Source organism: Kitasatospora sp. NBC_01539, from assembly GCF_045040525.1.
GTDB lineage: Bacteria > Actinomycetota > Actinomycetes > Streptomycetales > Streptomycetaceae > Kitasatospora.
Genome location: NZ_CP109390.1, coordinates 9,276,278 through 9,292,515, shown reverse-complemented (window position 1 = coordinate 9,292,515; position 16,238 = coordinate 9,276,278). Strand labels below are relative to the sequence as shown.

The window sequence follows — 16,238 nt, the reverse complement described above, 5'->3', positions numbered from 1 at the left end:
TCGCGCGGGAGCAGGCCCGGACCCGTCCGGAGCGTGCACGCTCCGACCGGGCCGGCCCCGGCCCGGTCGCTCCGCTGCCGGGGTTCACCGCAGGGTGAGCGGCGGCTCTGATGCGAGCCGGGTCGGCTTCTCGGGGTCGCGGACGCAGGAGAGGCCGGCGATGCGGGCATCTCGTACGCGACGGTGAAGAGCAGGTTGCGGCGGGCGACGAAGGTGCCGGTCGCCGGGTCGGTGCCGAGGTCGGTCATGCCCTCCCGGCTCTTCTCCTTCGCGGTCGGCGCGGGCAGCCGTCGGTGAACGCGCCTGCGGGAAAAGGTCTCTGACGGTGCGGCAGGCTGCGGCCCGCCGGTGCGGTCGGGGACGTCCGACAGCCGTCCGGACCGGAACGGACGTCTCGTCAGGCCGTCGGCCGGACGTTCGCCGGTGCCCCGTCGGCACCGCGCGTCACCGACGTCACCTTCGTGTCGGGCCGTCGAGCACGGCCACGCCGAGCGCGGCCGGCCGCCGGGCGACCGGGCGCCGGCCCCGCGGGTGCGGGGACGGGCCGGGCGCCCCGCCGCACGCCAGGACCGGCCGGTCGTGCCGGGTGGGGGAGGGTGCGGCGCGGAAGAGGCCTCTTGTCGACACGCGGCTGTCATGGTTTGATCACGACGGTTCTTGTGGGAGGCCGCCGGCGGTGGGCGCCGCACCGACGTGTGCGGGCACCGTGCGGACGGCGGGGTCGTGTCGGGGGTGATGGGCCTGTTCGCGGATGCTGATCCGGTCGGGGGAGTCGACGAGCCGACTCCGGCGGAGCTTCGGGACCTTCAGGCGCGTACGGACGCGTTGGCGCAGGACGTCGCCGTGATGCGGGAGCGGTTGAGGCAGCAGTCGGGCCTGCCCCGCGCCGTGCGGGGATCCCTGCCGGGCGTGGACGACGCCCTCGTGCAGGCGTCCCGGCGGATCGGGGCCGCGGCCGAGAGGCTGGCGCGGGTCCGCGCGGCCCAGTGGCCGGGTTCGTGCACGGCGTGGTGGGGGCTCTGTCCGAGCTGCGGATCGACGCTGAGCGCGGAGGACGGCTGCTCCTGGTGCGAGGAGTGCGGCGCCGGATGGGGCTACGACCGGTCGCAGGGGCCGTGCGGGGAACCGGGCGTCTTCCTGGCGATGGACGCGCAGGGCGGGACGGTCGTCGTGTGCGGCGGTCACGGCCGGTACATGCAGGAGCGCCTCGACGGCGGGCTGCTGCTGGAGATCCCCACGGTGTAGAGCTGCTGTCCCGACGGCACCCGATCGAGGACTCGTGCCGTCCCGGCTTCGGTCGGAGCGGGCTGGATCCGGCGCGGCCTCCACCCTGCTGGTGCCGAGGGTGGAGCAGGCGGTGCCGCGCCCGCACGTGCTGATGATCCGACCGGGACCGCGGCGGGAGCCGACGCTTTCGGCGCTGTGACCCCGCAGGGTGATGGTTGATGTGCGATCTGTGCCCGGGTGCGTACGGGGCGCTACCGTCTCCTTGCAGGAGGTGGCGTTCGATGGCGGAACCGCAGGTCTGTCCAGGGTGCAGTGGGCGGCGTGGCACGGAGAGGACCCGGCGCACGGTGGAGACCGACGGCCAGGGCGACCGGGTGGCGCGTGAGCACCGGTTCCGGTCGCCGTGCGGCCGGTGCGGCGGGGCGGGGGTGGTGTACGGATGAGGGCCGTGTTCCTGTGCCAGGAGTGCGCCACGCACTACCTGCCGCCGGAGGGTCTGGAGTACGGCGACGGTCCGGCGAGCCCGGTGTGGTGCTCGGTCTGCCAGGCGCGTGCGGCCGCGCTCGGCATTCCGGAACCGGCGCTCGCGCGGATGCTGGCGCTCCGCGCCGCCGAACAGCAGGCACGCCCCGCGGCCGACGAGCCGCGGCGCCCGGACGTGCGGCCGTCGCGTCCGGCCCGCACCCGTCGAGCGGGGACCGGTCCGGGCACCCGGAGCCGACTCGGCTGATCCGCCGGGCATGAGGACGCCCCGCACTCCTCCGGGAGGGCGGGGCGGTCTCGCATCCCGACCTCGGGCCCCGCTCGCGGTGGCCGCCGCACCTGTGCCCGTCGTGCGTGGAGTGCCTCGCGGCTGCCCCGGCGGTCGGGCCGCCGGTTGCTGTCCGCAGGCTGCTGTCGGCGGGGCGGGTGAAGGCGGTGATGAGGCCGCTCACGGCCGCGTCCGTCGATGCGGACTGCACGGATCCTCCGTTGTTTCCGGTGATAGCGGCGAACGGCTAGCGATTTGCGGAATCGACGGAAACGTTCAATGATTATCACTGGAAACGGGGTTGCGGTGAGGCCTGTCCGGCGCGGCGCGCCCCCGTCCGGCACTGCACCACAGGAGGCTTCCGTGATTGTCGTTACCGCTCCCACCGGCCGGATCGGCCACCAGGTCATCGATGCGCTGCTCGCCGACGGTCAGCCGCTCCGGGTGATCGCCCGTGACGCCGCCCGACTGGCTCCGCAGACGCGTGAGCGGGTGGAGGTGGTGCAGGGCTCGCACAGCGACCCCGAGGTGCTCGCCGAGGCGTTCAAGGGCGCCGACAGCGTCCTGTGGCTGGTGCCGCCCAACCCCCGCGCCGACGAGATCCATGACCACTACCTCGGCTTCACCCGCGCCGCCTGCGACGCCTTCAAGGCCCAGGGCGTCGAGCGCGTCGTCGGCATCACGAGCCTGGGCCGCGCCTACGGCAAGCACGCCGGTCTGCTGTCGCCCGCGTTCGCGATGGACGACATGATCGAGAGCGCCGGGGTGAACTACCGGGCTCTGGCCATGCCGTTCTTCATGGAGAACCTCTTCGGTCAGGTCGGGGCGATCGAGGCGCAGGGGATGTTCTTCCTGGCGAACTCCGCGGACCGTCCGCTGGCGATCGTCGCCACCCGGGACATCGCCGCAGTCGCCGCCGACCTGCTCTCCGACGGCTCCTGGACCGGGCAGGCCACCGTCCCGGTCGTCGGGGACGTGTTGTCCCCCGAGGCCATGGCGCAGGTCCTGTCCGAGGTGCTGGAGCGGCCGGTCCGCTTCCGGCAGGTCGGCGCGCAGGCGTACAAGGCCACGATGGCGCAGTACGGCCTGAGCGACGCCTGGGCGCAGGGCCTGGTCGACATGGCCGCCGCGCAGAACGACGGCATCTACGACGCGGAGCAGAGTGCGCTGGAATCGCCCGCCCCCACCGACTTCCGCCGGTGGTGTCAGGACGTGCTCAAGCCCGCCTTCCCGGCCTGAGCCGTCCCCCGCACCGGTCTGCGAGCATCGATGGGGGCAAGGGTTCGGGCGTGCGTGCCCGGCGGTGAGCCGCTCCGCCGGGCGGGCTGCGATCCGCGGTGGACGGGGTCGGCGTCCCGGCCCGGGCGGTGGCTCCCGGTGCTGCTCCGGTGGGCCGGTCCGAGGCGGGTGTTCAGTCGGAATCGAGAATCTGTTACCATCGGAAACGTGGAGACCGAGAAGCCTGCCGGCATCGACAAGCACCGAGAGCGGGTCATCGCCGCCGCGGCGAAGCTCCTCGCCGAGGGCGGCCGAGAGGCCGTCTCCACACGCGCCGTCAGCGCGGCGGCCGGCACTCAGGCCCCCACCATCTACCGCCTCTTCGGGGACAAGCAGGGACTGCTCGACGCCGTGGCCGCTCACGGGTGGGCCCGGCACCTGGAGGAGGAGGCCGCCATCCGGCCGACGGGTGACCCCGTCGAGGATCTGCGGACCGGCTGGGAACTGAACATCGCCTTCGCGCTCGCCAACCCCGCCCTGTACTGCCTCATGTACGGCGAACCCCGTCCGGGCGGGGCCGCCTCGCCCGCCGCAGCTGCCGCCTTCGCCCACCTCTCCTCGTACATCCGCAGCGTCGCCCAGGCGGGCCGCCTGAGCGTCGGCGAAGAGCGCGCAGCCCGACTCGTCCAGGCCGCCGGCAGCGGAACCGCGCTCGCACTGATCGCCACGGCCGGTGACCGGCGTGACCTCACCCTCTCCGACCTCGCCCGCGAGGCGGTCATCGCGGCCATCACCACCGGCCCGTCCACTGGGAGTTCGCCCGGCCCGGCCGGCGCCGCGGTCACCCTTCGGTCCGTCCTCCCGCAGACCTCCGCCCTGACCACCAACGAGCGCGGGCTCCTGGAGGACTGGCTCGACCGCATCGCCGGCGAGCGGCCGTAGCGGCTCTCACCCGGCTGCCGCCCGACCTCGTGACCCCGCGACCCCGGCATCCCCGGCCCCCGGAATCCCCGGGGACCGCGCGGGTGCCGGAGGCAGGATGCGGACGACGCGCTGACCGGCCGTGGGAACCGGCGCCGACTGCCCTGACCCGCGCGGCAGTCACGTGGAGCGATCAGGGGCGGCGAGGCTCGCGGGGACGAGGCCGGCGGCCGTCCTCGAGGACGGCCGCCGGCCTCGTCCCCGCGAGCCTCGCCGCCCTGATCGCTCCACGTGACTGCCGCGCGGGTCAGGGCAGTCGGCGCCGGTTCCCACGGCCGGTCAGCGCGTCGTCCGCATCCTGCCTCCGGCACCCGCGCGGTCCCCGGGGATTCCGGGGGCCGGGGATGCCGGGGTCGCGGGGTCACGAGGTCGGGCGGCAGCCGGGTGAGAGCCGCTACGGCCGCTCGCCGGCGATGCGGTCGAGCCAGTCCTCCAGGAGCCCGCGCTCGTTGGTGGTCAGGGCGGAGGTCTGCGGGAGGACGGACCGAAGGGTGACCGCGGCGCCGGCCGGGCCGGGCGAACTCCCAGTGGACGGGCCGGTGGTGATGGCCGCGATGACCGCCTCGCGGGCGAGGTCGGAGAGGGTGAGGTCACGCCGGTCACCGGCCGTGGCGATCAGTGCGAGCGCGGTTCCGCTGCCGGCGGCCTGGACGAGTCGGGCTGCGCGCTCTTCGCCGACGCTCAGGCGGCCCGCCTGGGCGACGCTGCGGATGTACGAGGAGAGGTGGGCGAAGGCGGCAGCTGCGGCGGGCGAGGCGGCCCCGCCCGGACGGGGTTCGCCGTACATGAGGCAGTACAGGGCGGGGTTGGCGAGCGCGAAGGCGATGTTCAGTTCCCAGCCGGTCCGCAGATCCTCGACGGGGTCACCCGTCGGCCGGATGGCGGCCTCCTCCTCCAGGTGCCGGGCCCACCCGTGAGCGGCCACGGCGTCGAGCAGTCCCTGCTTGTCCCCGAAGAGGCGGTAGATGGTGGGGGCCTGAGTGCCGGCCGCCGCGCTGACGGCGCGTGTGGAGACGGCCTCTCGGCCGCCCTCGGCGAGGAGCTTCGCCGCGGCGGCGATGACCCGCTCTCGGTGCTTGTCGATGCCGGCAGGCTTCTCGGTCTCCACGTTTCCGATGGTAACAGATTCTCGATTCCGACTGAACACCCGCCTCGGACCGGCCCACCGGAGCAGCACCGGGAGCCACCGCCCGGGCCGGGACGCCGACCCCGTCCACCGCGGATCGCAGCCCGCCCGGCGGAGCGGCTCACCGCCGGGCACGCACGCCCGAACCCTTGCCCCCATCGATGCTCGCAGACCGGTGCGGGGGACGGCTCAGGCCGGGAAGGCGGGCTTGAGCACGTCCTGACACCACCGGCGGAAGTCGGTGGGGGCGGGCGATTCCAGCGCACTCTGCTCCGCGTCGTAGATGCCGTCGTTCTGCGCGGCGGCCATGTCGACCAGGCCCTGCGCCCAGGCGTCGCTCAGGCCGTACTGCGCCATCGTGGCCTTGTACGCCTGCGCGCCGACCTGCCGGAAGCGGACCGGCCGCTCCAGCACCTCGGACAGGACCTGCGCCATGGCCTCGGGGGACAACACGTCCCCGACGACCGGGACGGTGGCCTGCCCGGTCCAGGAGCCGTCGGAGAGCAGGTCGGCGGCGACTGCGGCGATGTCCCGGGTGGCGACGATCGCCAGCGGACGGTCCGCGGAGTTCGCCAGGAAGAACATCCCCTGCGCCTCGATCGCCCCGACCTGACCGAAGAGGTTCTCCATGAAGAACGGCATGGCCAGAGCCCGGTAGTTCACCCCGGCGCTCTCGATCATGTCGTCCATCGCGAACGCGGGCGACAGCAGACCGGCGTGCTTGCCGTAGGCGCGGCCCAGGCTCGTGATGCCGACGACGCGCTCGACGCCCTGGGCCTTGAAGGCGTCGCAGGCGGCGCGGGTGAAGCCGAGGTAGTGGTCATGGATCTCGTCGGCGCGGGGGTTGGGCGGCACCAGCCACAGGACGCTGTCGGCGCCCTTGAACGCCTCGGCGAGCACCTCGGGGTCGCTGTGCGAGCCCTGCACCACCTCCACCCGCTCACGCGTCTGCGGAGCCAGTCGGGCGGCGTCACGGGCGATCACCCGGAGCGGCTGACCGTCGGCGAGCAGCGCATCGATGACCTGGTGGCCGATCCGGCCGGTGGGAGCGGTAACGACAATCACGGAAGCCTCCTGTGGTGCAGTGCCGGACGGGGGCGCGCCGCGCCGGACAGGCCTCACCGCAACCCCGTTTCCAGTGATAATCATTGAACGTTTCCGTCGATTCCGCAAATCGCTAGCCGTTCGCCGCTATCACCGGAAACAACGGAGGATCCGTGCAGTCCGCATCGACGGACGCGGCCGTGAGCGGCCTCATCACCGCCTTCACCCGCCCCGCCGACAGCAGCCTGCGGACAGCAACCGGCGGCCCGACCGCCGGGGCAGCCGCGAGGCACTCCACGCACGACGGGCACAGGTGCGGCGGCCACCGCGAGCGGGGCCCGAGGTCGGGATGCGAGACCGCCCCGCCCTCCCGGAGGAGTGCGGGGCGTCCTCATGCCCGGCGGATCAGCCGAGTCGGCTCCGGGTGCCCGGACCGGTCCCCGCTCGACGGGTGCGGGCCGGACGCGACGGCCGCACGTCCGGGCGCCGCGGCTCGTCGGCCGCGGGGCGTGCCTGCTGTTCGGCGGCGCGGAGCGCCAGCATCCGCGCGAGCGCCGGTTCCGGAATGCCGAGCGCGGCCGCACGCGCCTGGCAGACCGAGCACCACACCGGGCTCGCCGGACCGTCGCCGTACTCCAGACCCTCCGGCGGCAGGTAGTGCGTGGCGCACTCCTGGCACAGGAACACGGCCCTCATCCGTACACCACCCCCGCCCCGCCGCACCGGCCGCACGGCGACCGGAACCGGTGCTCACGCGCCACCCGGTCGCCCTGGCCGTCGGTCTCCACCGTGCGCCGGGTCCTCTCCGTGCCACGCCGCCCACTGCACCCTGGACAGACCTGCGGTTCCGCCATCGAACGCCACCTCCTGCAAGGAGACGGTAGCGCCCCGTACGCACCCGGGCACAGATCGCACATCAACCATCACCCTGCGGGGTCACAGCGCCGAAAGCGTCGGCTCCCGCCGCGGTCCCGGTCGGATCATCAGCACGTGCGGGCGCGGCACCGCCTGCTCCACCCTCGGCACCAGCAGGGTGGAGGCCGCGCCGGATCCAGCCCGCTCCGACCGAAGCCGGGACGGCACGAGTCCTCGATCGGGTGCCGTCGGGACAGCAGCTCTACACCGTGGGGATCTCCAGCAGCAGCCCGCCGTCGAGGCGCTCCTGCATGTACCGGCCGTGACCGCCGCACACGACGACCGTCCCGCCCTGCGCGTCCATCGCCAGGAAGACGCCCGGTTCCCCGCACGGCCCCTGCGACCGGTCGTAGCCCCATCCGGCGCCGCACTCCTCGCACCAGGAGCAGCCGTCCTCCGCGCTCAGCGTCGATCCGCAGCTCGGACAGAGCCCCCACCACGCCGTGCACGAACCCGGCCACTGGGCCGCGCGGACCCGCGCCAGCCTCTCGGCCGCGGCCCCGATCCGCCGGGACGCCTGCACGAGGGCGTCGTCCACGCCCGGCAGGGATCCCCGCACGGCGCGGGGCAGGCCCGACTGCTGCCTCAACCGCTCCCGCATCACGGCGACGTCCTGCGCCAACGCGTCCGTACGCGCCTGAAGGTCCCGAAGCTCCGCCGGAGTCGGCTCGTCGACTCCCCCGACCGGATCAGCATCCGCGAACAGGCCCATCACCCCCGACACGACCCCGCCGTCCGCACGGTGCCCGCACACGTCGGTGCGGCGCCCACCGCCGGCGGCCTCCCACAAGAACCGTCGTGATCAAACCATGACAGCCGCGTGTCGACAAGAGGCCTCTTCCGCGCCGCACCCTCCCCACCCGGCACGACCGGCCGGTCCTGGCGTGCGGCGGGGCGCCCGGCCCGTCCCCGCACCCGCGGGGCCGGCGCCCGGTCGCCCGGCGGCCGGCCGCGCTCGGCGTGGCCGTGCTCGACGGCCCGACACGAAGGTGACGTCGGTGACGCGCGGTGCCGACGGGGCACCGGCGAACGTCCGGCCGACGGCCTGACGAGACGTCCGTTCCGGTCCGGACGGCTGTCGGACGTCCCCGACCGCACCGGCGGGCCGCAGCCTGCCGCACCGTCAGAGACCTTTTCCCGCAGGCGCGTTCACCGACGGCTGCCCGCGCCGACCGCGAAGGAGAAGAGCCGGGAGGGCATGACCGACCTCGGCACCGACCCGGCGACCGGCACCTTCGTCGCCCGCCGCAACCTGCTCTTCACCGTCGCGTACGAGATGCCCGCATCGCCGGCCTCTCCTGCGTCCGCGACCCCGAGAAGCCGACCCGGCTCGCATCAGAGCCGCCGCTCACCCTGCGGTGAACCCCGGCAGCGGAGCGACCGGGCCGGGGCCGGCCCGGTCGGAGCGTGCACGCTCCGGACGGGTCCGGGCCTGCTCCCGCGCGACCGGACAGCCGGCCGGCACCGTCCCGGACGGTCAGATCGTCCCGCGCAGCTTGGCCAGTGCCTCGTTGAGCAGGATCTCGCCGTCCTCCTGGGTCCGGCGCTGCCGGACGTAGCCCAGGTGCGTCATGTAGGGGGCGTTGCCCGAGGCGACGGGCACGTTGTCCGGGTCGGGGCCGGCAGGCAACCCGCACCGGGGGCAGTCCCACGTCTCCGGGACCACGGCCTCGACCGCGAAGCTCAGCTGCGTGTGGTGGCCGTTGCCGCACCAGAACGACGCCAGTGTGCGAGGAGCGAGGTCACCACGCTCGGGCTCGCCCATCGGCCCCGACCCGATTCGGGCACCCCTGATACCGCTACGTCCCTGTGCCACGTTCGCTCTCCTAGGCCACGATGTCCACGCCTCGGATGTGCATGGGGACGCCAAGCGTAAGGCCACTCGCGGGTGCACACACAGTCCGCGGTCCCCGCGCAGGTACTCGGCCCGTCGGCGGCGGCTCAGACTCCGGCTGTTCGCGGCGCCGCGGAGGCCCGGATCGGGGCTGCTGCCGAGGCCGCCGCGGCCCGGCGGGGTGCCGTCCCTCCGGCCGCCGGGCCCGGCCGGGTCCTGCTGCTCATCAGTACCGGCCAGGTACCGGTCATCGGTACCGGCCACCGGCCACCGGCCACCGGCGCAGCGTCCGTCCCGGGACGGTGCCCCGCCGGCCCGGACCCTGCCGGGGTACGCACCGGATGACACATGGGTGACCTGCCGGACGGCCGGCCACCCACCGCCGGTCAGATCGGCCGGTCCGGGTCCGAGAAGGTCAGGTCGTCGACGGCGAGAGGGCGGCGGACCGCGGCAGGCGCGACCACGTCCTCACCGGGCGGCTCACGGAAGGCGGCGCCCTGTTCCACCGGCAACGGCCGACGGCCGCCGCTCTGCGCGGGGAGGGGCGGCTCGGCAGCGGGCTCGGAGAAAACAGGCAGCCCGAGGCTGCGACGGTCGAGGGTCATGATCCCAGTCTTGCACCCCGGGGCCCGCACTCTCGACCAGGTTACAGAGCGCGATCACACACCTGCCGCCGCACGGCCCGGCCCGATCGGGGACAACGACGGCAGAATTCGCACCACAGAGCGCGCGCCCCACGATCCCCGAACGCGGCAGGGGCCGGGCCTCCCCCCTTCGTCCGCCCTGTGCCGGGTCAGCCCTTCGGCTCCCACCAGGTCTCCCGATCGGGGTCCGGGGCGTAGATGGCCGCCGTACCGCGGTAGGTGACGTAGAAGCGGCTGCCGGGGTTGCCCGCGGTCTGCGAACTCCACCTCCTGGTGACGCCGTCACCGTCGAACACGACGAGGTCGCCCTCCGGCTGCATCCTGAGCAGGCCGGGGATGCCGGGGAGCGGGCCGGTGGTCCACATCTCCCGGTTGTTGCGGATGTCGGTCAGTACCAGGGCCCCCTCGGGCGTGTACTCGAAGGTGTACAGGAGGAGTTTGCCGTCCCGGTACTCCAGCGAGCCGCCGGGATAGAGGACATCGCCCGGGAGCATGCGGTCGCCTTCGGCGAGAGGATCTTCACTGTCGTACATGTAGTCGAGGTCGCGGTGGTTCAGGACGCTGTCGATGGTGGTGTCGCCGCCCCAGGGAATCATGGGGTCGCCCGCGTTCTGCCCCTGCTCGGCACCTTCCTGCGGCTCGTACGGCGCCCGCTGATCGGTCTGCCACTGGGCCCACAGGCGGTCGGTGTTGGCGTGGTGCAGGAAGAACACCGGGTCGTTCGGCGAGCTCAGCGGGATCATCTGTCCGCCGACCCACAGGTGCACCCGGTTGTGGATGTTCGGCCCGATCCCGCCCTCGAGGAAGTTGCGGAAGCTCGCCCTGCTCCTCGCGTCCCACGGCGGTTCGTCGTACGGGAGGACCTGGAGGCACTCGTCGACGTCGTCCCCGGTCGGCAGGTGATCGCTCTGAACGCCGAACTCCCTTGTGAGGTAATCGGGTTCGACGCCGATCCTGAGACACTTCCAGTTGCCCTCCGTCCCGGAGAACCGCCCGGTCGTCACCATTCCGTCGCTCGGACGCCCGTTGCCGCCCATGAAGACGTCGTCCCAGATCGACGCCTTCTCGGTCCTGTCGACCGTCCAGTCCCAGTAGGGCAGGGTGACACCGGGGTTGACGCTCTGCAGGTCCAGTTCGAACCTCCGCAGGAACTCCCTGTGCCAGGGGAGGAAGCTCGGACCGCCGTGGCCGTAGTAGGTGATCGCCGCGTGCTCGGTGATGTAGTTGTCGTAGACGCCCGTTTCCTTGAGCTTCAGCACGGCCTGGACGTATTGGGCTTTCTCCTTGCGACTCAGCATGGCCTGGTTCCTGCGGACGAGAGTCATGGCCGCTCCTGCTGTCCTGCCGTACGCGCGCCGCGCGTGCGGGCTCCGAACCCCCGCTTCAGGGTCGACCCGGACGGCTCACCGGGCAACACGGGAACCACCGTTGGCGTCCGACCCGCGGCGCCGGTACCCTCCGCGCGACAGCGACAGCGACAGCGACCGGGGCCGGGGCCGGGGCCGCGACCGCAACCGGGGCCGCGCGGGCGGGCCCTCCTCCGGTACCGGAATCCGGGGCCGCGGAGGAACCGCCCGCCGCCGCAAGCGGGTCAGGCCCTGATGCCGCGTACGAGGTTGTCGACCAGGCTGTCGGCGAACGCCCGGGTGAGCGGCAGGTTGGGCATCAGCAGGCGGTGGTAGCAGGCGCCCCAGAGCTGGTCGACGAGGACCTCGGGGTCGATGCCGGCGCGCAGTTCGCCGCGTGACCGGGCCTGCCCGATCGCCTCCACCGCGAGCGCGCGGCGCGGGCCGGAGTAGCGTTCCAGCAGGGCGGCGGACAGGTCGGGGTCGGTCTGCGCCTGGCCGATGAGTTCGGCGATCACCCGCCCGGCAGGGGTCTCGGTGACGACGTGGACGAACGCCCGGAGCTGTGCCCGCAGGTCCGCCTCGATGTCGCCGCTGTCGGGAAGGTCAGCGCGGACTCGACGGCGTGGAAGTAGCCGTCGAGCGCGAGCGCGCCCTTCGACGGCCACCACTTGTAGATCGTGGTCCTGCTGACGCCTGCCGTGTCGGCCACGGCCTCGATGGTGAACTGGGCCATGCCCCTGTCGAGCAGCAGGGCTCCGGCCGCGTCGAGGGCGTCGGCCCGTACCTCCGCCGCGGGGCGCCGGCCGCGGCCGCGCCGGACCTTCGGTGCCTCGTCCTGCTCCGGGCGCTCCGGCATGCGTTGACCTCCCGTGTCGACCCGCCGGGTCCACGATGACATATGGACGCAGCGTTCACAACGTGATTATATGGACGTGGCGTTCATAAGAGAGAGAAGGCATCACCATGTCCGACACCGCACGCGTTGCCCTGGTCACCGGCGCCTCCGGCGGCATCGGCCGCGCCGTCGCCCGACGCCTCGCCGCCGACGGCATGGCGGTCGGCGTCCACTACGCCGGCAACAGGACCGCCGCCGAGGAGACCGTCGCCGCCATCGGGGCGACGGACGGCCGGGCGATCGCCGTGACCGGCGACGTCGCCGACGAGGCCGCGATGGCCGAGGCCTTCGACGCGGTCGGCGCCGCCTTCGGCGGGATCGACGTCGTGGTCCACACCGCCGGCGCCATGGTCCTCGGACCGGTCGCCGACTTCGACCTGGACGCGCTCGACCGACTGCACCGCACCAACATCCGCGGCACGTTCGTGGTCACCCAGCAGGCGGCCCGCCGTGTCCGGGGCGGCGGCGCCATCGTCACGTTCTCCACCTCGGTCACCCGGCTGGCACCCCCCGGCTACGCCGCCTACGCCGCCAGCAAGGGCGCCGTCGAGGCCATGACCCTGGTGCTGGCCCGCGAGATGCGCGGCCGCGACATCACCGTCAACGCGGTCGCGCCCGGCCCCACCGCCACTCCGCTCTTCCTCGACGGCAAGGACCGGGAGACCCTCGACCGCCTGGCCGCGCAGCCCCCGCTGGAGCGCATCGCCACGCCGGAGGACATCGCCGAGACCGTCGCGTTCCTCGCCGGCCCGGGCCGATGGGTCAACGGACAGGTCATCTTCGCCAACGGCGGCATCGCCTGAGCGGCGACGCAGCCTCCGCGCGACACCGGGCGCCCCCCACGCCGCCGCCCCGGGGCGACCGCCACGAACCCGCCCTGCCGCACGCCCGCGCCGGGGGTCACTCCTCGCCGGAGAACCGCCCCCAGGCCGACTGGCGGGTGATGCCGAGCGCCTCGCCGATCCTCGCCCAGGTCACACCGCGCCGACGGAGCTCCTGGACCCACCCCCGCAGGTCCGCCTCCACCTGGTCCGCGACCGCAGCGACGCGCGGGAGCCGGTCGAGCACCTGCTCGTCGGTCATCTCGCTGCGCAGCGGGAGCCGGAGGTCGACCGGCTTCCCGAGGTACTCCGCCACGATCGAGCCGGCCAGATCGACGCACTTGTTGCAGATGTACACCCCGGGCCCGGTGACCAGCTTGTCGACCTCGGCCTCGGACGCGCCGCAGAACGAGCATCGCAGGCCGTCGTGCTCGGCCGTGGCAGCAGACATGCCGCACCCCTCCTGTCAGGCGTTCCCTGACAGGAGGCTAGCGCCGTCAGGGCCACCCTGACAACCGTGCGGCGGCGCGTCCGCCCGCGCCGGGTCCGTCAGGCGCGGCCGGCCTGCGGCGGCGCGGCGAGCGCGCCGAGCGCGCCGGCGAAGTCGGCGATGAGGTCGTCCGGGTTCTCCAGGCCCACCGCGATCCGGATCGCGCCGGGTGCGATGCCCGCCGCAGCGAGTTCCTCCTCCCCCAGCTGGCGGTGGCTGGTCGACGCCACGTGGGACACGCCGGTGGTCGTGCCGCCGAGGGAGGTGACGATGTCGCACAGCCGCAGGCTGTCGCAGAGCCGTTGCGCGGTCTCCGCGCCGCCGTACGGGGTGACGGTGACGATGCCGCCGAACCGGCCGGGTTCGAACAGGGCGACGGCGCGGTCGTGGTCGGGGTGGCCCGGGAGTCCGGGGAAGTCGACCGCCGCGACGGCCGGATGCCCGTGCAGGGCGGCGGCCAGCAGCGCGGCGGTGCGGTTCTGCCGCTCGACGCGCAGCGGCAGCGTCTGCAGTCCTCGCAGGAGCAGGAACGCCTCGTCCGGGGCCAGGGTGCCGCCGAGTTCGGTCCGCAGGGCCCGGACGGGCTCCAGGTGGCGGCGGTCGCCGACGACCACTCCCCCCGTGGCGTCGCTGTGCCCGCCGATGTACTTGGTGGCGGAGTGGAGCACGAGGTCGGCACCCAGGGCGAGCGGTCGGCAGACGGACGGCGTGGCGAAGGTCGAGTCGACGACGAGCAGCGCGCCGCCCCGGTGCGCGGCCTCGGCGAAGCCGGGGATGTCCGCCACACGCAGGGTCGGGTTCGAGATCGTCTCGCACCACACCAGGCGGGTGGTGGCGGACATCGCGGCGGCCGCCTCTCCCGGCGAGTCGACCAGGGACACCCCGATGCCCCAGCGCGGCAGCAGCCGGGTGAGCACGTGGTGCGTGCCGCCGTACAGGCTGCGCTGCGCGACGACATGGTCGCCCGCGGAGAGGAAGGCGAGCAGCGTGGTCGTGATCGCGGCCATCCCCGAGGAGAACGGCTGCCCGGCCTCCGCGCCCTCCAGCGCGGCGACGGCCGCGGCGAAGGTGTCGCTGGTCGGGTTGTCGATCCGGCTGTAGACGTAGCCGAGGGTGTGGTCCGCCATGACGGCGGCGAACTCCGCGGACGACTCGAACGTGAAGGTCGCCGCCCGGTGCACGGGCGGCACGGCCGGACGGCCCGCGCCCCGCCCCACGGCCGGAGCCGGGACCGCGGGCGGGGCGGGAGGGCGGACGGCCACGGTCCGGTGCCGGTCCGCGGCGGGGGTCGCACGGTCGACGGGCGGGGCTGGTTCGGCCAGGGACATCGGTGGATCCTCCGGAGCGGTCTCGGGCACCGCACAGGTGTCCCCGACGATCCTCCGCCGTCCCACCCGTGCCGCGACAGCACCGAAAGCGCAGGCTGTCGTCCAATTCCTGCCACCGGCCCACGGCCGACACGGTGCGCCACGGCTCGCGCATGGGGGTGCCCCGCCGCGGGCATCATCCTGCGGTGAGCACCAACGGGTGGTTCTTCCTGGCGATGTCCGTGATGCTGATCTGGATCCCGGCCGCGATGCACCTGACCGTGCGCTGCCTGGACGGCAGGACCAAGGCGGTCGTCGCCCTGCGGGCCGCGGTCGTCGTGCCCGTCCTGTGCGGCCTGGCCCTGGGCCTGTGGGGCCTGGCCTCCCTCGTGCCGGTCAGCCGCTGCGACCACGATCCGGGTCCGGCGTGCGAAATCCACACCCCCTGAGCTCCGGCCACCGGCCGCCGGCCGCTGCCCACGGCTGCCGGCTGCCGACCTGTGCACGCCCGCGCAGGAACCGCACAGGAACCGCGCCCTCGACCGCGGGCCGGTGGCCTCCGGCCGGACAAGCCGTCAGAACCGTTGGACACCAGACCCCTTGTCAATTGGTATAGGCCAATCTAAGCTCCCTTCCGGTCACGGCGTGTCGGGTCCACGCCGTGCCGCCCGCCGCTCCCCGGGCTTGCGCCGTCCCCCACAACCGACCCGATCTCTCCCGAGGAGAACCATGTCCTGGACCCGCAGACTCCTGGCCGTCGGCGCGCTGACGGCCGGCGTCGTGGTCACGGCCGCCGGCAGCGCCGGCGCCCACGGTTCGCTCTACGGCCCCACCAGCCGGATCGCCGCCTGCTACGCCGAGGGACCGGAGCACCCCCAGTCCCAGGTGTGCAAGGACCTCGTCGCGATGAGCGGCACCCAGCCGCTCTACGACTGGAACGAGGTCAACATCGCGGACGCCAACGGCCGCAGCCGGCAGATCATCCCGGACGGCAAGCTGTGCTCGGCCAACCGCGACAAGTACAAGGCGCTCGACATGGCCCGCACGGACTGGCCGGCCACCACCGTCAAGGCGGGCGTCACCACCTTCAACTTCCGCGTCACCGCCCCCCACCAGGGCGTCATGACGCTCTACGTCACCAACAGCGGTTACAACCCCACCCAGCCGCTCAAGTGGTCCGACCTCGACCTCGCCCACCCCGTGGCGGAGTACGCCACCGGCCGGACCGCCACCAACGGCTACTACACCTTCAGCGGCACCCTGCCCAGCCGCACCGGGCGCCAACTGGTGTACCAGGTGTGGCAGCGGACCGACAGCCCGGAGGCGTTCTACGGCTGCGCCGACGTCGACTTCGGCGGCACCGCCGGTGCCGCCGCCCTCGCGGCGGCCGCCCCGGGCAACCCGACCGAGCAGCAGCTCGCCGCCGACGCCGGCCGGTCCACGGCCCGCCACGACCACGGCGTGACCGCCGCCGGAGCGCAGGCCGCCGCCCCCGCGTCGGCCTCCTTCACCACCGCCTCGGCCTCCTCCACCGCCATGCTGGGCGTGGTGGGCATCGCGCTGGTGTCGGCGGGCGCATCCGGCGTCCTCCTGTACCGCCGCATGCGGACCGCCGCCGTGCCCGCGTAGCCCGCAC

Annotated in this window: 18 protein-coding genes; 7 read left to right on the top strand and 11 right to left on the bottom strand. The window is 73.7% G+C overall.

The features are described from left to right. Window positions 1–825: 825 nt before the first annotated feature. From OG335_RS40225 to OG335_RS40210, 4 genes are all read left to right on the top strand, one after another. Entirely contained in the window at window positions 826–1,245 is a 420-nt protein-coding gene (locus tag OG335_RS40225) for a hypothetical protein (protein WP_405008948.1), read from the top strand. Between the two features lie 421 nt (window positions 1,246–1,666). Further along, window positions 1,667–1,957: a hypothetical protein gene (locus OG335_RS40220; RefSeq protein WP_405008951.1), complete on the top strand. Its 291-nt coding sequence runs from the start codon at window positions 1,667–1,669 to the stop codon at window positions 1,955–1,957. Window positions 1,958–2,341: 384 nt separating this feature from the next. Continuing rightward, on the top strand, window positions 2,342–3,217 hold the full coding sequence (locus OG335_RS40215; RefSeq protein WP_405008949.1) for an NAD(P)H-binding protein: 876 nt from the start codon (window positions 2,342–2,344) through the stop codon (window positions 3,215–3,217). Window positions 3,218–3,424: 207 nt separating this feature from the next. Beyond that, complete coding sequence (locus OG335_RS40210) at window positions 3,425–4,138, top strand: TetR/AcrR family transcriptional regulator (RefSeq protein ID WP_405008950.1); 714 nt, start codon at window positions 3,425–3,427, stop codon at window positions 4,136–4,138. Between the two features lie 433 nt (window positions 4,139–4,571). On the opposite strand, the gene OG335_RS40205 is transcribed toward OG335_RS40210, so the two are convergent. From OG335_RS40205 to OG335_RS40165, 9 genes are all read right to left on the bottom strand, one after another. Further along, window positions 4,572–5,285 (bottom strand): TetR/AcrR family transcriptional regulator, encoded by a 714-nt coding sequence (locus OG335_RS40205; protein ID WP_405008950.1) that lies wholly within the window; start codon window positions 5,283–5,285, stop codon window positions 4,572–4,574. 207 nt (window positions 5,286–5,492) lie between these two features. Beyond that, entirely contained in the window at window positions 5,493–6,368 is an 876-nt protein-coding gene (locus OG335_RS40200; protein ID WP_405008949.1) for an NAD(P)H-binding protein, read from the bottom strand. Between the two features lie 384 nt (window positions 6,369–6,752). Next, window positions 6,753–7,043: a hypothetical protein gene (locus OG335_RS40195; RefSeq protein WP_405008951.1), complete on the bottom strand. Its 291-nt coding sequence runs from the start codon at window positions 7,041–7,043 to the stop codon at window positions 6,753–6,755. 421 nt (window positions 7,044–7,464) lie between these two features. Further along, entirely contained in the window at window positions 7,465–7,884 is a 420-nt protein-coding gene (locus tag OG335_RS40190; protein ID WP_405008948.1) for a hypothetical protein, read from the bottom strand. Window positions 7,885–8,739: 855 nt separating this feature from the next. Next, window positions 8,740–9,078 (bottom strand): RNA polymerase-binding protein RbpA, encoded by a 339-nt coding sequence (locus OG335_RS40185; protein WP_405008947.1) that lies wholly within the window; start codon window positions 9,076–9,078, stop codon window positions 8,740–8,742. 404 nt (window positions 9,079–9,482) lie between these two features. Further along, on the bottom strand, window positions 9,483–9,701 hold the full coding sequence (locus tag OG335_RS40180) for a hypothetical protein (RefSeq protein WP_405008946.1): 219 nt from the start codon (window positions 9,699–9,701) through the stop codon (window positions 9,483–9,485). Between the two features lie 188 nt (window positions 9,702–9,889). Further along, window positions 9,890–11,065, bottom strand: a complete 1,176-nt coding sequence (locus OG335_RS40175; protein WP_405008945.1) for a tyrosinase family protein — start codon at window positions 11,063–11,065, stop codon at window positions 9,890–9,892. Window positions 11,066–11,331: 266 nt separating this feature from the next. Then, window positions 11,332–11,661 (bottom strand): TetR-like C-terminal domain-containing protein, encoded by a 330-nt coding sequence (locus tag OG335_RS40170; protein ID WP_405015635.1) that lies wholly within the window; start codon window positions 11,659–11,661, stop codon window positions 11,332–11,334. Next, complete coding sequence (locus OG335_RS40165; RefSeq protein WP_405015271.1) at window positions 11,601–11,945, bottom strand: helix-turn-helix domain-containing protein; 345 nt, start codon at window positions 11,943–11,945, stop codon at window positions 11,601–11,603. Before OG335_RS40165 ends, OG335_RS40170 begins: the two co-directional genes overlap by 61 nt. Before the next feature lie 107 nt (window positions 11,946–12,052). Here OG335_RS40165 and OG335_RS40160 point away from each other — a divergent pair, with 107 nt between their 5' ends. Beyond that, window positions 12,053–12,787 (top strand): SDR family oxidoreductase, encoded by a 735-nt coding sequence (locus OG335_RS40160; RefSeq protein ID WP_405008952.1) that lies wholly within the window; start codon window positions 12,053–12,055, stop codon window positions 12,785–12,787. 97 nt (window positions 12,788–12,884) lie between these two features. Here the strand turns inward: OG335_RS40160 and OG335_RS40155 are convergent, their stop codons facing one another. Both OG335_RS40155 and OG335_RS40150 read right to left on the bottom strand, forming a co-directional pair. Beyond that, window positions 12,885–13,256 (bottom strand): ClpX C4-type zinc finger protein, encoded by a 372-nt coding sequence (locus OG335_RS40155; RefSeq protein ID WP_405008943.1) that lies wholly within the window; start codon window positions 13,254–13,256, stop codon window positions 12,885–12,887. Window positions 13,257–13,354: 98 nt separating this feature from the next. Next, the gene (locus OG335_RS40150) at window positions 13,355–14,623 is read right to left on the bottom strand and encodes a trans-sulfuration enzyme family protein (protein ID WP_405008942.1); all 1,269 of its coding nucleotides are present in this window, start codon (window positions 14,621–14,623) and stop codon (window positions 13,355–13,357) included. A gap of 185 nt (window positions 14,624–14,808) precedes the next feature. Between OG335_RS40150 and OG335_RS40145 the strand changes: the two genes are divergently transcribed. Both OG335_RS40145 and OG335_RS40140 read left to right on the top strand, forming a co-directional pair. Continuing rightward, window positions 14,809–15,051 (top strand): hypothetical protein, encoded by a 243-nt coding sequence (locus OG335_RS40145; protein WP_405008941.1) that lies wholly within the window; start codon window positions 14,809–14,811, stop codon window positions 15,049–15,051. 280 nt (window positions 15,052–15,331) lie between these two features. Further along, window positions 15,332–16,231, top strand: a complete 900-nt coding sequence (locus OG335_RS40140; RefSeq protein WP_405008940.1) for a lytic polysaccharide monooxygenase — start codon at window positions 15,332–15,334, stop codon at window positions 16,229–16,231. Window positions 16,232–16,238: the final 7 nt, after the last annotated feature.

What these genes read in the sequence shown, in the direction of transcription:
- OG335_RS40165 (WP_405015271.1), bottom strand. Translation starts at nt 11,945, where the DNA reads ATGCCGGAGCGCCCGGAGCAGGACGAGGCACCGAAGGTCCGGCGCGGC.
- OG335_RS40195 (WP_405008951.1), bottom strand. Translation starts at nt 7,043, where the DNA reads ATGAGGGCCGTGTTCCTGTGCCAGGAGTGCGCCACGCACTACCTGCCG.
- OG335_RS40180 (WP_405008946.1), bottom strand. Translation starts at nt 9,701, where the DNA reads ATGACCCTCGACCGTCGCAGCCTCGGGCTGCCTGTTTTCTCCGAGCCC.
- OG335_RS40220 (WP_405008951.1), top strand. Translation starts at nt 1,667, where the DNA reads ATGAGGGCCGTGTTCCTGTGCCAGGAGTGCGCCACGCACTACCTGCCG.
- OG335_RS40140 (WP_405008940.1), top strand. Translation starts at nt 15,332, where the DNA reads ATGTCCTGGACCCGCAGACTCCTGGCCGTCGGCGCGCTGACGGCCGGC.
- OG335_RS40150 (WP_405008942.1), bottom strand. Translation starts at nt 14,623, where the DNA reads ATGTCCCTGGCCGAACCAGCCCCGCCCGTCGACCGTGCGACCCCCGCC.
- OG335_RS40160 (WP_405008952.1), top strand. Translation starts at nt 12,053, where the DNA reads ATGTCCGACACCGCACGCGTTGCCCTGGTCACCGGCGCCTCCGGCGGC.
- OG335_RS40175 (WP_405008945.1), bottom strand. Translation starts at nt 11,065, where the DNA reads ATGACTCTCGTCCGCAGGAACCAGGCCATGCTGAGTCGCAAGGAGAAA.
- OG335_RS40155 (WP_405008943.1), bottom strand. Translation starts at nt 13,256, where the DNA reads ATGTCTGCTGCCACGGCCGAGCACGACGGCCTGCGATGCTCGTTCTGC.